The 13047-nt window shown below is 66.1% G+C and carries 16 protein-coding genes; 2 read left to right on the forward strand and 14 right to left on the reverse strand.

The genetic code is table 11. From position 1 onward, the window contains the following. Positions 1-122 precede the first annotated feature (122 nt). Entirely contained in the window at positions 123-851 is a 729-nt protein-coding gene (locus AC3IFE_RS32225; RefSeq protein WP_089467803.1) for a glycine zipper 2TM domain-containing protein, read from the forward strand. 154 nt (positions 852-1005) lie between these two features. On the opposite strand, the gene iscX is transcribed toward AC3IFE_RS32225, so the two are convergent. From iscX to AC3IFE_RS32285, 12 genes are all read right to left on the reverse strand, one after another. Then, positions 1006-1215 carry a Fe-S cluster assembly protein IscX gene (gene iscX, locus AC3IFE_RS32230; protein ID WP_301738582.1) on the reverse strand — a complete coding sequence of 70 codons (210 nt, stop codon included), beginning with the start codon at positions 1213-1215 and terminating at the stop codon, positions 1006-1008. A 19-nt stretch (positions 1216-1234) separates the two neighbouring features. After that, a complete protein-coding gene (gene fdx / locus AC3IFE_RS32235) occupies positions 1235-1576 on the reverse strand; it encodes an ISC system 2Fe-2S type ferredoxin (protein WP_006478392.1) in 342 nt (113 codons plus the stop codon). 87 nt (positions 1577-1663) lie between these two features. Beyond that, entirely contained in the window at positions 1664-3532 is a 1869-nt protein-coding gene (gene hscA, locus AC3IFE_RS32240) for a Fe-S protein assembly chaperone HscA (RefSeq protein WP_089467805.1), read from the reverse strand. Between the two features lie 54 nt (positions 3533-3586). Further along, complete coding sequence (hscB, locus tag AC3IFE_RS32245) at positions 3587-4114, reverse strand: Fe-S protein assembly co-chaperone HscB (protein ID WP_489194349.1); 528 nt, start codon at positions 4112-4114, stop codon at positions 3587-3589. A gap of 96 nt (positions 4115-4210) precedes the next feature. Further along, complete coding sequence (gene iscA / locus AC3IFE_RS32250; RefSeq protein ID WP_011885413.1) at positions 4211-4534, reverse strand: iron-sulfur cluster assembly protein IscA; 324 nt, start codon at positions 4532-4534, stop codon at positions 4211-4213. Between the two features lie 64 nt (positions 4535-4598). Continuing rightward, entirely contained in the window at positions 4599-5006 is a 408-nt protein-coding gene (gene iscU, locus AC3IFE_RS32255; RefSeq protein WP_006478389.1) for a Fe-S cluster assembly scaffold IscU, read from the reverse strand. 67 nt (positions 5007-5073) lie between these two features. Continuing rightward, entirely contained in the window at positions 5074-6297 is a 1224-nt protein-coding gene (locus tag AC3IFE_RS32260) for an IscS subfamily cysteine desulfurase (RefSeq protein ID WP_301738581.1), read from the reverse strand. A 65-nt stretch (positions 6298-6362) separates the two neighbouring features. Further along, complete coding sequence (iscR, locus tag AC3IFE_RS32265; protein WP_301738580.1) at positions 6363-6902, reverse strand: Fe-S cluster assembly transcriptional regulator IscR; 540 nt, start codon at positions 6900-6902, stop codon at positions 6363-6365. Between the two features lie 114 nt (positions 6903-7016). Continuing rightward, positions 7017-7499 (reverse strand): low molecular weight protein-tyrosine-phosphatase, encoded by a 483-nt coding sequence (locus AC3IFE_RS32270; protein ID WP_489194353.1) that lies wholly within the window; start codon positions 7497-7499, stop codon positions 7017-7019. A 101-nt stretch (positions 7500-7600) separates the two neighbouring features. Then, a complete protein-coding gene (locus AC3IFE_RS32275) occupies positions 7601-7828 on the reverse strand; it encodes a hypothetical protein (protein WP_489194355.1) in 228 nt (75 codons plus the stop codon). A 128-nt stretch (positions 7829-7956) separates the two neighbouring features. Next, positions 7957-9369: a lactate utilization protein B gene (locus AC3IFE_RS32280; protein WP_301738578.1), complete on the reverse strand. Its 1413-nt coding sequence runs from the start codon at positions 9367-9369 to the stop codon at positions 7957-7959. A 34-nt stretch (positions 9370-9403) separates the two neighbouring features. Beyond that, positions 9404-10126 carry a (Fe-S)-binding protein gene (locus tag AC3IFE_RS32285; protein ID WP_089467810.1) on the reverse strand — a complete coding sequence of 241 codons (723 nt, stop codon included), beginning with the start codon at positions 10124-10126 and terminating at the stop codon, positions 9404-9406. Positions 10127-10309: 183 nt separating this feature from the next. Between AC3IFE_RS32285 and AC3IFE_RS32290 the strand changes: the two genes are divergently transcribed. Further along, positions 10310-11119, forward strand: a complete 810-nt coding sequence (locus AC3IFE_RS32290; RefSeq protein ID WP_089467812.1) for an IclR family transcriptional regulator — start codon at positions 10310-10312, stop codon at positions 11117-11119. A gap of 117 nt (positions 11120-11236) precedes the next feature. Here AC3IFE_RS32290 and pbpG read toward each other — a convergent pair whose 3' ends face one another. Together pbpG and AC3IFE_RS32300 are read right to left on the reverse strand one after the other, a co-directional pair. Beyond that, on the reverse strand, positions 11237-12403 hold the full coding sequence (pbpG, locus tag AC3IFE_RS32295) for a D-alanyl-D-alanine endopeptidase (protein ID WP_089467813.1): 1167 nt from the start codon (positions 12401-12403) through the stop codon (positions 11237-11239). A 459-nt stretch (positions 12404-12862) separates the two neighbouring features. Then, positions 12863-13047, reverse strand: a 185-nt coding sequence (locus tag AC3IFE_RS32300; protein WP_489194359.1) for a hypothetical protein, incomplete at its 5' end; no start/stop codon positions are given.

The following is a 13047-nucleotide window of genomic DNA, read 5'->3' on the forward strand; positions in this document are numbered from 1 at the left end:
TGCGTCACCACGCATGAGCACGGGACCAGAACGAGGCACCGGAACGCCGAGTCTGCTCGCTCCCGAGCGTGGGATCCTGCTCCGGCGCAGTGCGTCGATCCGGATCGACCTTGGAGAAAAAAATGGACAACCAGAATCAGACCACGCCGCAAAAGCAACGCCTCCACCCGCTGATCGCCACCGCGGCCGGCGCCGTCATCGTCGCCAGCCTCGCGGCGACCGCGGCGATCACGGGCGTCTTCCCGAAAGCCACCAGCAGCAACGAACAGAACGGTCAGACCCAGGCCGCGCTGATCGCGTCGCAGCCGGCCGTCGATACGGCCGCGGCCGCCAGCGCCGCGCTCGCCGCGCAAGCGCAGCGGCAGGCGGCGGAACAGGCCGCCGCGCAGCAGAAGGCCGCCGTCGCGCAGGCCGAGCCGAAGCCGGCGCCGCGCCCGGCCGCACCGCACCGCCGTCACACGACCGCGCCGCAGCCGCCGCAATACGCGCAGCAGCCGTCGGCGCCTGCGCAAACCTACTGCCAGAGCTGCGGCACGGTCGTCTCGATCACGCAGACGCGCACGCCGGGCCAGAGCTCGGGGATCGGCGCCGTGGGCGGCGCGGCGGCCGGCGGCCTGCTCGGCAACCAGTTCGGCAACGGCAACGGCCGCACCGCGATGACGATCATCGGCGCGCTGGGCGGCGGGCTCGCCGGTAACCAGGTCGAGAAGCAGGTTCGCGCGGAAACCGACTATCAGGTGCAAGTGCAGATGGAAAGCGGTGCGACGCGCACGTTCACGTACCACAACCCGCCGCCGTTCGGCCAGGGCCAGCGCGTGCGGATCGAGAACGGCACGCTGGTCGGCGCGTAATCATCTGATCGTGTAGTCGCCGGCGTTCGCTGCCCGTGTGTCGTGCGCGGCGGCGCGCCCAAAACGAAAACGGCTCGCGAGCGCTTGCTCGCGAGCCGTTTTTCATGGGCGCGGCGTGCGCCGTTGCAGCGCGCGCCGCGACCGGTCGGGTCGGTCAGTCCTCGTCGTCGAAATCCGCTTCGTCGATCCAGTGCGCCTGGATCGCCTCGAGGATCTTCTCGCCGGAGTGCGCCGGATCGTCGTCGAAGCCGTCGAGTTCGAGCACCCACTGGCGCAGGTCGACGAAGTTGATTCGCTGCGGGTCGATGTCCGGGTACTTGTCCGCCAGCGCAATGGCTATTTCACGCGAATCGGTCCATTTCATCGCCTGTCTCCGGTTCCTGTCAGTGATTTTCCTTCGCGTGGTTGATCGAGTACTTCGGGATCTCGACCACCAGGTCCGAATCTTCCTTCACGATCGCCTGGCACGACAGACGCGACGTCGGCTCGAGGCCCCACGCCTTGTCCAGCAGATCGTCCTCGTCCTCCTCGGACGGCGTCAGATCGTTGAAGCCTTCGCGGATCACCACGTGGCACGTCGTGCATGCACACGACTTCTCGCATGCGTGCTCGATCTCGATCCCGTGATCGAGCAGGTTGTCGCAGATACTCTTGCCGGGCGTCGCGTCGATCACCGCGCCGTCCGGGCACAGTTCGACGTGAGGCAGCACCACCAGTTGAGGCATGTTCGTTCCGTCAGTCAGGGTGCGGCGCCACGCGCCGCACGTTCATCGTCGCGCGGGCCGTTGCCGGCCGATGCGCGGTTCGTGGGTTCAGATCTCGTCGAGCCGGCGGCCCGACAGCGCGCGCTTGATGCTCTTGTCCATCCGGCGCGCCGCGAATTCGTCGGTACCGTCGGCCAGCGCCTTGGTCGCCGCTTCGATCGCATTCGTATCGTCGCCCTGCGCGACCGCGCGCAACGCCGCGGCCAGCGCGTCGACCTGCGCGCGCTCGTCGGCATCGAGCAATTCGCCGTCGGCCGCCAGCGCGGCCTGCGTCGCCTCGAGCATCCGCTCGGCCTCGACCTGCGCTTCGCGCAGCGCACGCGCGCGCATGTCGATTTCAGCGGTCTTGAAGCTGTCTTCCAGCATCTTCGCGATGTCGTCGTCGGCGAGGCCGTACGACGGCTTCACGACGACCGACGCCTCGACGCCCGACAGCTGCTCGCGTGCGAACACCGACAGCAGGCCGTCCGCGTCGACCTGATAGGTCACGCGAATGCGGGCCGCGCCCGCCGTCATCGGCGGAATGCCGCGCAGCTCGAAGCGCGCGAGCGACCGGCAGTCGGCGACGAGCTCGCGCTCGCCCTGCACGACGTGGATCGCCATCGCGGTCTGGCCGTCCTTGAAGGTCGTGAATTCCTGCGCGCGCGCGATCGGAATCGTCGAGTTGCGCGGAATGATCTTCTCGACGAGGCCGCCCATCGTCTCGACACCGAGCGACAGCGGAATCACGTCGAGCAGCAGCCAGTCGTCGCCGGTGCCGCGGTTACCCGCGAGCAGATCGGCCTGGATCGCCGCGCCGAGCGCGACGACCTGGTCCGGATCGAGGTTCACGAGCGGCGGCTGGCCGAAATATTTCGCGACCGCGTCGCGGATCACCGGCATGCGCGTCGCGCCGCCGACGAGCACGACGCCCTTGATGTCGGCCGGCGTGACCTGCGCATCGCGCAGCGCCTTGCGGGTCGGCGTGAGCGTGCGCTGCACGAGCGGCTCGACGAGCGACGCGAAGGTATCGTGCGAAATCGTCTGCACGAGGTGCGCACCGCTCGACAGCGTCACGTCGAGCGCCGCTTCGGGCGCCGACGACAGCGCTTCCTTCAGCACGCGCACGCGATCGAGCAGCAGGCGCACGTCCTCGGGCGCGAGCGTCTTCGCGTCGATCCCGGCCTGCGCGAGCACGTGACCGAACAGCGCGTGGTCGAAATCGTCGCCGCCCAGGGCGGAATCGCCGCCCGCGGCCAGCACCTCGAACACGCCCTTCGTCAGCTTCAGGATCGACAGGTCGAACGTGCCGCCGCCGAGGTCGTACACCGCGTAAAGGCCTTCAGCCGCATTGTCGAGGCCATAGGCGATCGCCGCGGCGGTCGGTTCGTTCAGCAGGCGCAGCACGTTCAGGCCCGCGAGGCGCGCGGCATCCTTGGTCGCCTGGCGCTGCGCGTCGTCGAAGTATGCGGGCACCGTGATCACCGCACCGACCAGATCGTCGCCGAGCGAATCTTCCGCGCGATAACGCAGCGTCGCGAGAATCTCGGCCGACACTTCGACCGGGCTCTTCACGCCGTCGATCGTGCGGATCTGCACCATGCCCGGCGCGTCGACGAATTCGTACGGCGCGTTCGCCGCGCCTTCGACCTCGGCCTTGCCGCGGCCCATGAAGCGCTTGACCGACACGATCGTGTTGCGCGGATCGGTCGCGGCCTGCTCCTTCGCTTCGTGGCCGATGCGGCGGCCACCCTTCTCGAGGTAACGGACCACCGACGGCAGCAGCACGCGGCCGGCTTCGTCCGGCAGGACTTCGGGCACGCTGTTGCGCACGGCGGCGACGAGCGAATTCGTCGTGCCGAGATCGATCCCGACGGCGAGCCGCCGCTGGTGCGGCGCCGGCGCCATGCCCGGTTCGGAAATTTGCAGTAAAGCCATCTTGGTTCGTTCGGGCGCTCGGCCCGTTTGCTGCGCGTGCCGTCAGACACGCGGTTAAGTTTCGAGGCGCTCGATCTGCGCGCCCACTTCCGACGCGACCCGTTCGATGAACATCAGCTGACGCACGGCTTCCGCCGCGGCCTGATCGGCACCGCTGTCGAGCAGCGTGCCGAGGCGCTCGACGCGCACGCGCTTCTCGTCGCGCAACTCGGCGAGCAATGCATAGAGCGCATCGACGTTGCGGGCGGCCGCGGCATCCTCGATGCCCTCGCGCCACTCCATCTGCTGCATCAGGAAGGCAGGCTCCATCGCCGTGTTGTTTTCCGCGCCGATGTCGACGCCGCGCAGCGACAGCAGATAGGACGCGCGCTTCAGCGGATCGCGCAGCGTGCGGTAAGCCTCGTTCGCGCGAGTGGCCCATTGCATCGCGATGCGCTTTTGCGCGTCGCCGGCCGCCGCGAAGCGGTCCGGATGCACCTGCGTCTGCACCGTCCGGTAGGCGGCGTCGAGCGCCGTCTCGTCGAGCGCGAATTGCGCCGGCAGGTGAAACAGGTCGAAATGGCTGTCTTTCAGCGAAACCATCGTCGCGTTCAATTCCGGTTCGTCGTGCAGCAAACGCCGCACATTAAAAAGGCGGCCCGTGCCGCCTCTTGCCCGCATCGCGCGGAGGGAGCCGCGTCACACGCGGAACGATTCCCCGCACCCGCACTCGTCCTTCACGTTCGGGTTGTTGAACTTGAACCCTTCGTTCAGGCCTTCGCGGGCGAAGTCGAGCTCGGTGCCGTCGATATAGGCGAGGCTCTTCGGATCGACGACGACCTTCACGCCATGGCTCTCGAACACCTGATCCTCGGGAGCCAGCTCGTCGACATACTCGAGCTTGTACGCGAGCCCCGAACACCCGGTCGTACGGACGCCAAGCCGCAGGCCCACACCCTTGCCGCGACGGACGAGGTATTTCTGGACGTGCTGTGCTGCTTTTTCGGTCAGTGTAATTGCCATGATGTCCTTGCCGCGGCGCACCCGGGAGCCCGCCGCGTTTCCTTCCCTAGCCGCTCGATGCCGCTCAGGCTGCTGCCTGATCGCTTTCCTTGGTGTCGTGGCGCTTCTTGTAGTCGGCCACGGCTGCCTTGATCGCGTCTTCCGCGAGGATCGAGCAGTGAATCTTCACCGGCGGCAACGCGAGCTCCTCGGCGATCTGCGTGTTCTTGATCGACAGTGCCTCGTCGAGCGTCTTGCCCTTCACCCATTCGGTGACGAGCGAGCTCGATGCGATCGCCGAACCGCAACCGTAGGTCTTGAACTTCGCGTCTTCGATCACGCCGTCCGCGCCGACGCGGATCTGCAGCTTCATCACGTCGCCGCATGCCGGCGCGCCGACCATGCCCGTGCCGACCGTGTCGTCGTCCTTCGCGAACGAACCGACGTTGCGCGGGTTTTCGTAGTGATCCAGAACCTTGTTGCTGTAAGACATGACTCAGACTCCTTGACTCGTTACGTCTGCGTGCGTCAATCCGCCCGCGGTTGCATTCAATGCGGTATCAGTGTGCGGCCCATTCGATCGTCGACAGATCGATGCCTTCCTGGTGCATTTCCCAGAGCGGCGACAGTTCGCGCAGCTTCGCGATCTTGCTGTTCAGCAGATCGACCACGAAGTCGACTTCCTGCTCCGTCGTGAAACGGCCGACCGTGAAGCGGATCGAGCTGTGCGCGAGCTCGTCGTTGCGGCCGAGCGCACGCAGCACGTACGACGGCTCCAGCGACGCCGACGTGCACGCGGAGCCCGACGACACCGCGACGTCCTTGATCGCCATGATCAGCGACTCGCCTTCGACGAAGTTGAAGCTGATGTTCAGGTTGTGCGGGACACGGTGCTCCATGTCGCCGTTCACGTAGGTTTCCTCGATCTGCGACAGGCCGCGCAGCAGCTTGTCGCGCAGCATGCGGATGCGCTCGTTCTCGGTTGCCATTTCCTCGCGCGCGATGCGGAACGCCTCGCCCATGCCGACGATCTGGTGCGTCGCCAGCGTGCCCGAACGCATGCCGCGCTCGTGGCCGCCGCCGTGCATCTGCGCCTCGATGCGCACGCGCGGCTTGCGACGCACGTACAGCGCGCCGATGCCCTTCGGGCCGTAGGTCTTGTGTGCCGAGAACGACATCAGGTCGACCTTCAGCTTCGCGAGATCGATCGCGACCTTGCCGGTCGACTGCGCGGCATCGACGTGGAACACGATGCCTTTCTCGCGACAGATCTCGCCGATCGTCTCGATGTCCTGGATCACGCCGATCTCGTTGTTCACGTGCATCACCGACACGAGGATCGTGTCCGGGCGCAGCGCGGCCTTGAACACGTCGAGGTCGATCAGGCCGTCGTCCTTCACGTCGAGGTAGGTGACTTCGAAACCGTCGCGCTCGAGTTCGCGGCAGGTGTCGAGCACGGCCTTGTGCTCGGTCTTCACCGTGATGATGTGCTTGCCCTTGCCCTTGTAGAAATTCGCGGCGCCCTTGATCGCGAGGTTGTCCGACTCGGTCGCGCCCGACGTCCAGATGATCTCGCGCGGATCGGCGTTCACGAGAGCGGCCACCTGTTCGCGCGCCTCCTCGACCGCACGCTCCGCGTCCCAGCCGTAGGCATGGCTGCGCGACGCCGGGTTGCCGAACTGCTCGCGCAGGTACGGCACCATCTTGTCGACCACGCGCGGATCGACGGGCGTCGTCGCACTGTAATCCATATAGATGGGCAGGTGGAGAGTCTCTTGGGTCATCTGTCGCTCCGGGTATTCTGTGCAGGGACTATGTACGTTATGGGGGTTGGCGGGCGCCTTCGCGCTCACGAATTCGCGATGTTGAACACCGAATTGGGGCCGAGCGGCATCGTGCGCACGGGCTCGGCCGGTGCGGCGACGGGCTCCGGCGCGCGACGGTCGCGCAGCACCGCCGGGGCGCCCTCGCGTGCGCGCTGCTGATCGACGAGATCCTGCAGCGACACCGAATCGAGGTATTCGACCATCTTCTGGTTCAGCGTCGACCACAGCTCGTGCGTCATGCAATGGCCGTCGGGCTGCTTCGAGCCGTCGCACGTGCCTTTGCCGCCGCACTGCGTGGCGTCGAGCGGTTCATCGACCGCGATGATGATGTCGGCGACGGTGACGTCCTGCGCGCGACGCGCAAGGTTGTAGCCGCCGCCCGGGCCGCGCACGGATTCGACGATTTCATGCCTGCGCAGCTTGCCGAACAGCTGTTCGAGATACGAGAGCGAAATCCGCTGGCGCTGGCTGATGCCTGCAAGCGTCACCGGGCCCTGCTCCTGGCGCAGTGCCAAGTCAATCATCGCCGTGACGGCGAAACGGCCTTTGGTGGTGAGTCTCATGGTGTCTAGGGGACTGCAATCTTGACGATTTTGGTCAAGTATAAATATTTGACGTTTTTAGTCAAGTATCCACGCCTTTGAAAGGGTATTCGCAGACCGCTGAATATCGCGCGGTCAGTGCGCCGTGCGTGCGCGCAGCGTCTCCAGGAGACCCGCGCATGCGCGCTCGACCTGGTCGAGCACCTGTTCGAAGCCCTGCGCGCCGCCGAAATACGGATCGGCCACTTCGGTTTCGGTCGCACCCGGCGCGAATTCCATCAGCAGGCGCACCTTGTCGCGATACTGCGGCGGGCAGCGGCGGCGCAGTTCGGCGAGATTTGCTTCGTCCATCGCGAGCAGCAGGTCGAAACGCTCGAAATCCGCCGCGCTCACCTGCCGCGCGCGCAGCGCCGACAGATCGTAGCCGCGGCTGCGGGCCGCCGCCTGCGCACGCGTATCGGGCGGCTCGCCCACGTGCCAGTTGCCGGTGCCGGCCGAATCGATCGCGATCCGGTCGCCCAGCGCGGCCGCATCGACCTGGCGGCGCATCACGCCCTCCGCGGTGGGCGAACGGCAGATGTTGCCGAGACAGACGAAACAGATCGCAATGCGGGTCATCGCACTATCGAAAAGCCGCGGCGAACCGCGTGGGAGCATAACGCGCCATTATACAAAGGCGGCCGAAACCGCGCCGCCGCGCGAAGCGACGGCGCCATGCCTTACAGCGCCTTCGGCGCAGCGAGCACGATGTCGCCGGATGCCGCGGGCAGCGGCTGCGCCGCGTCGCCGACCAGCCCGAACGACACCGCGCGCGCCAGTTCGGCGGACGCCTGGTGAACCGCGAGCGGACCGCGCGACGGCGCATCGGCCATCGCATGCAGATAGGCAACCGCTGCCAGCGGAACCACGATTGCCAGCGGCCAGTACATCGATATTGTCTTTTTCATGATGCGGACCTCGTTGACCTCGTACCCCGAAACCCAATTCCGGGGACTACAGACGAGATTCTATAGACCGCATCTATCGAGATAAATATGCAAATAGCGAACGCACTGTTGCCGCCCGCTGAACAGTGTCAGCCGAGGTGACTTTGCGACGCCGCGTACAGCTCGCGGAAGGTGCGCCCGGTCGGCGTCGGCAGGTCGCGCGTGTCCATCCAGCCGCCCATCATCGGCAGGCGCCGCAGCATGCCGCCGTCGCCGCCCAGCCGTTCGAGGACGCGTACCGCGAGCTTGGTCGTCAGCGCATACAGCATCGGGCGCCGGGCGAAGAACCCCCATGCGGCGAGCGCCGCGCGTTCGCGCCACGGCCGCAGGTGGCGCTCGACCTGCTTCTCGCGCAACGTGCGCAACAGATGCGACAACGGAATCCCGGCCGGGCACACGCTGTCGCACTCGCCGCACAGCGTCGCCGCCTGCGGCAAGTCGAGCGTGCGGTCGAGCCCGACGTAGCTCGGCGTCAGCACCGATCCCATCGGCCCCGGATAGACCCAGCCGTACGCATGACCGCCGACCTTCTGGTACACCGGACAATGATTCATGCACGCGCCGCAGCGAATGCAGCGCAGCATCTCCTGGAATTCGCCGCCGATCAGGCCCGTGCGGCCGCCGTCGACGAGCACCACGTAGTTGTGCTCGGGGCCGTCCTCGTCGCCCGGCCCGCGCGGCCCGGTCAGCAGCGAGAAATAGTTCGACGTCTTCTGCCCGGTCGCGGAACGCGGCAGCAGCCGCATCGCCGTCGCGAGATCCTCGAGGGTCGGCAGCACCTTCTCGATGCCGGTCACCGCGACATGCACGCGCGGCATCACCGTGCACATGCCCTCGTTCCCTTCGTTCGTCACGATCGCGACCGAGCCCGTTTCCGCGATCACGAAATTGCCGCCCGTCACGCCCATGTCGGCCGACATGAAATGCGGGCGCAGCACGTCGCGCGCCTCGCGCGTCATGTCCGGGATCTCGGTGAGCCGCTCGCGCCGGTGCGTGCGCGCGAAGAGATCGGCGATCTCGTCCTTGTCCTTGTGCACGACGGGCGCAATGATGTGGCTCGGCGGCTCGTTGTCGTTGATCTGCAGGATGTATTCGCCGAGGTCTGTCTCGATCGACTGCACGCCCATCTCGGCGAGCACCGCGTTCAGGCGCATTTCCTCGGACACCATCGACTTGGTCTTGATGACCTTCTTCACGTCGTGCCGGCGCGCGATGTCGGCCACGAGCCGCGCAGCGTCCGCGGTCGTTTCGGCGAACAGCACCGTCGTGCCGCGCCGCGTCGCCTCGCGCTCGAACGCCTCGAGCCACACGTCGAGATTCTCCAGCGCGCGGTTGCGGCGCGCCTTCAGCGCGGCGCGCGTGGCCGGGAAGTCGATCGCGGTCATCGCGTCGGCGCGCGCGGACACGAACTTCGTCGACAGCTTCTTCAGGTTGTGCTGCAGGCGCTGGTCGGCCAGCTTCTGGCCGGCGCGCGCCTTGAAATGCATCGATTGGACTTGCATCGCGGTATCGGGGAAAAGTGAGCGGAACCGGGCGTCAGACGTCGCCCGCCAGCACCTGCGCGACGTGCAGCACGCGGGTGTCGCGGTCGCCGGTGCGGCGCAACCGCCCTTCGATGTTCAGCATGCAGCCCAGATCGCCGAGCACGACGGCACCCGCGCCCGACGCGCGCACGTTCGCGCATTTTTCGTCCGCGATGGCCGCCGAGATGTCGCCGTACTTGACCGCGAACGTGCCGCCGAAGCCGCAACAGTGCTCGCAGTCCTTCATCTCGGTGACGGCCACGCCGCGCTGCGCGAGTAGCGCGCGCGGCTGCGCCTTCACGCCAAGCTCGCGCAGGCCCGAGCAAGAATCGTGATAGGTGACCGGCCCGGCGAATTCGCCCGGCGCGAGCGACACCTTCGCGACGCTCGCGAGGAAATCGGTCAGCTCATAAACTTTCTGCTGGAACCGCGTATAGCGCCCCATCAGTTCGGGATCGTCGCGGAACAGGTCGCCGTAGTGCGCGCGGATCATCCCGCCGCACGAACCCGATGGCACGACGACGTAATCGAATGACTCGAACTCGCGCAGCGTCTTTTCCGCGAGGTCGCGCGCGAGCGCGCGGTCACCCGAGTTGTAGGCCGGCTGGCCGCAGCACGTCTGCGCGGGCGGCACGCTCACCTCGTAGCCGGCGTCGCGAATCAGCTTGAGCGCCGAAAAGCCGATTTCGGGGCGCATCAGGTCGACCAGGCAGGTCACGAACAAACCGACTCGCATACGTGCTCCTTCGAGAAAACGGCTCTCATTATCCGACGTTTGGCCGACAAGACCAACGCCGGCCCGCGTGCAAGCCCGCCGCGCGCAAAACGAGGACTTCCTCGAACGGCGTTCGCTTTTTTCACGATACGAGATACAATCGATCCAACACCGCTTGACGCGTCAACCGATTCCTCCCCCGACATGAGCCAACCCACCCCGGATTCAAAAACGTCGATCCAGGTGATCGAACGCATGATGCGGTTGCTGGACGCGCTCGCCGCGCACAGCGACCCTGTCAGCCTGAAGGAACTTGCGCAGCGCACGGAGCTGCACCCGTCGACCGCGCACCGCATCCTCAACGACATGGTGACCTGCCGCCTCGTCGACCGCTCCGATCCCGGCACCTACCGCCTCGGCATGCGGCTGCTCGAACTCGGCAATCTCGTGAAGGCGCGCCTGTCGGTGCGCGACGCGGCGCTGATGCCGATGCGCGAGCTGCACCGCCTCACCGGGCAGACCGTGAACCTGTCGGTGCGCCAGGGCGACGAGATCGTCTACATCGAGCGCGCGTATTCGGAGCGCTCGGGGATGCAGGTCGTCCGCGCGATCGGCGGCCGCGCGCCGCTGCACCTCACGTCGGTCGGCAAGCTGTTCCTCGCGGCCGACGAAACGTCGCGCGTGCGTGCGTATGCGACGCGCACGGGGCTGTCCGGCCATACGCAGAACAGCATCACCGATATCGCGAAACTCGAGCGCGAGCTGACGATCGTTCGCCAGCAATCGTGCGCGCGCGACAACGAGGAGCTCGAACTGGGCGTGCGCTGCATCGCGGCCGGCATCTACGACGATTCCGGCAAGCTCGTCGCGGGCCTGTCGCTGTCGGCGCCCGCCGACCGGCTGCAGGACGCATGGCTCGGCCAGTTGAGCCGGACGGCGCTCACCATCTCGGAATCGCTCGGCTACCGGCCGGCGCCCGTGAAGGACGTGGACGGGCTGCAGCGACAGGCGTAAGCCGCGCCCGTCGGCCCGGTTCCGGCGGCGGTTTCGCCGGACAAAAAAAGCCCCGCGATTGCGGGGCTTTTTCGTTGCGGCGACCGGTACGATACGGCGGCGAACCGCCGCATGCGATCAGGTACCGCCGCTCGGCGTGTTGGCCGCCGTCAGGCGCTCGCCGCCGCCGGCGTCGAGCCAGTTGCGCAGGCGCGAAGCGTCGGCGAAACGCGAGTACTTGCCGAACGAATCGAGCAGCACCATCACCATCGGCCGGCCGTGAATCGTCGCCTGCATCACGAGGCATTCGCCCGCCTCGTTGATGAAGCCCGTTTTCTGCAGGCCGATGTCCCACGAGCCGTTGCCGCGGATCAGCGCGTTGGTGCTGTTGTAGACCAGGTTGCGCTTGCCCGTGTACACCTCGTAGGTGCGATCGGTCGAGAACTGGCGAATCATCGGGTACTGGTACGCCGCATTGACCATCTTCACGAGATCGCGCGCGCTCGACACGTTCGAACTCGACAGGCCGGTCGAATTCTCGAAATGCGTATCGGTCATGCCGAGCGACTTCGCCTTCGCGTTCATCGCCGCGATGAACGCCGGACGGCCGCCCGGGTAGTAACGCGACAGCGCGGCAGCCGCGCGGTTTTCCGACGCCATCAGCGCGATGTGCAGCATGTCCTCGCGCGACAGCACCGAGCCGACCGACAGGCGCGAGCCCGTGCCCTTCTCGTAGTCGCGGTCTTCGTCGGTGACTTCGATCTGGTCGGTCATCGGCGACTTCGAGTCGAGCACGACCATGGCCGTCATCAGCTTCGAGATCGACGCGATCGGCACGACCGCGTGCGAATTCTTGTCGAACAGCGGCTCGCCGGAATTCTGGTCGACGACGTACGCGACGCTCGAGCGCAGCGCGAGCGCATCGGGCGTATCGTGCAGGCCGAACGCCTGGCCGACCGTCGGACGGCGCGGCTGGAACGCGACCTTGCGCACCGCGCCGCGATGGCCGCCACGCAGGTTGTTCGCCGCGAGCGTCACGCGCTTGCGCGACGCTTTCGCGCGCGGCGCATCGGCCTCGGCGACCTTGGCGGATTTGTCGGAGGTCGCCCTGGCCGACTTCTTCTTCGCTGACGAAGCAGGAGCGACGGCCTTTTTCTTGGCGGCGTGGGTCTTCGCAGTGGCGGCGAAGGCGTCAGCAGGCGTGACGGACGCGGTGGTCGCCAGCAACGCGACTGCGACCGACACAGCGGTGCCGAGCGTCATGCTCTGCAACAATCTGCGCGGTGAAAACGATTCGGCTTTCATTGGGGTCTGGACAAAGCGGGCGGGAGGTTTCCGCAAGTGTAGTTAAAGCTGAAAAAAAGAGCAATATTAGGCACTTACCGATCGTCTTTAAACCGGAATGTAAGAGTCGGCCAACCTCCGGCCAATCGACCCTTCCGTTCCCATCGAAAAAATCGATGGGACGCACTGCCCGACAGCGCCCGTCTCCCGATTACCACGCGGTTAATTGAGATAACGTCACTTCGGAGGCAATTTAAAGCGGGGAAAGTACGTATCCGGTGCTCGGCGTGCCCAAGGGGCCGGTCTCGACCGTGGCGGCAGCACGTCACCACGGCACGCGCATCCAAACGGCGCGTTTTTCGACAGGAACAGAAGGATAACGTTCCAAGGGCCTGTCAGGTTTACCTGTGCGTGATCATGGTGCGGCGCGTTTGCCCCGGCACCGTGCGCACCATGTGGGAACGCGCCTGAAACCGATTCCTAACGGGTGCGATAACTCGTTGTTTTATCGATAATTTGTCGCGATTGTGCAACGCACAAAAAGTGCTTGACATCCGCGTTCTCTGCCCTAAAATAGGCCTCAGTGCTGCGTTGCACAAAGCACGTGGCGCCGAAGTTCCCCTGCGTAGTGCCCTTTATCTTGCGATCGACGCGATCGCTTTTCA

The organism is Burkholderia sp. APQ4-4ca, from assembly GCF_057837105.1.

Bases quoted from the DNA above. Each gene is read 5' to 3' on its own strand.
- iscR (WP_301738580.1), bottom strand. From the start codon at position 6,902: ATGAGACTCACCACCAAAGGCCGTTTCGCCGTCACGGCGATGATTGAC.
- AC3IFE_RS32290 (WP_089467812.1), top strand. From the start codon at position 10,310: ATGAGCCAACCCACCCCGGATTCAAAAACGTCGATCCAGGTGATCGAA.
- AC3IFE_RS32280 (WP_301738578.1), bottom strand. From the start codon at position 9,369: ATGCAAGTCCAATCGATGCATTTCAAGGCGCGCGCCGGCCAGAAGCTG.
- fdx (WP_006478392.1), bottom strand. From the start codon at position 1,576: ATGCCTCAACTGGTGGTGCTGCCTCACGTCGAACTGTGCCCGGACGGC.
- AC3IFE_RS32275 (WP_489194355.1), bottom strand. From the start codon at position 7,828: ATGAAAAAGACAATATCGATGTACTGGCCGCTGGCAATCGTGGTTCCG.
- hscA (WP_089467805.1), bottom strand. From the start codon at position 3,532: ATGGCTTTACTGCAAATTTCCGAACCGGGCATGGCGCCGGCGCCGCAC.
- iscA (WP_011885413.1), bottom strand. From the start codon at position 4,534: ATGGCAATTACACTGACCGAAAAAGCAGCACAGCACGTCCAGAAATAC.
- AC3IFE_RS32270 (WP_489194353.1), bottom strand. From the start codon at position 7,499: ATGACCCGCATTGCGATCTGTTTCGTCTGTCTCGGCAACATCTGCCGT.
- iscU (WP_006478389.1), bottom strand. From the start codon at position 5,006: ATGTCTTACAGCAACAAGGTTCTGGATCACTACGAAAACCCGCGCAAC.
- AC3IFE_RS32225 (WP_089467803.1), top strand. From the start codon at position 123: ATGGACAACCAGAATCAGACCACGCCGCAAAAGCAACGCCTCCACCCG.
- AC3IFE_RS32285 (WP_089467810.1), bottom strand. From the start codon at position 10,126: ATGCGAGTCGGTTTGTTCGTGACCTGCCTGGTCGACCTGATGCGCCCC.
- iscX (WP_301738582.1), bottom strand. From the start codon at position 1,215: ATGAAATGGACCGATTCGCGTGAAATAGCCATTGCGCTGGCGGACAAG.
- AC3IFE_RS32260 (WP_301738581.1), bottom strand. From the start codon at position 6,297: ATGACCCAAGAGACTCTCCACCTGCCCATCTATATGGATTACAGTGCG.
- hscB (WP_489194349.1), bottom strand. From the start codon at position 4,114: ATGGTTTCGCTGAAAGACAGCCATTTCGACCTGTTTCACCTGCCGGCG.
- pbpG (WP_089467813.1), bottom strand. From the start codon at position 12,403: ATGAAAGCCGAATCGTTTTCACCGCGCAGATTGTTGCAGAGCATGACG.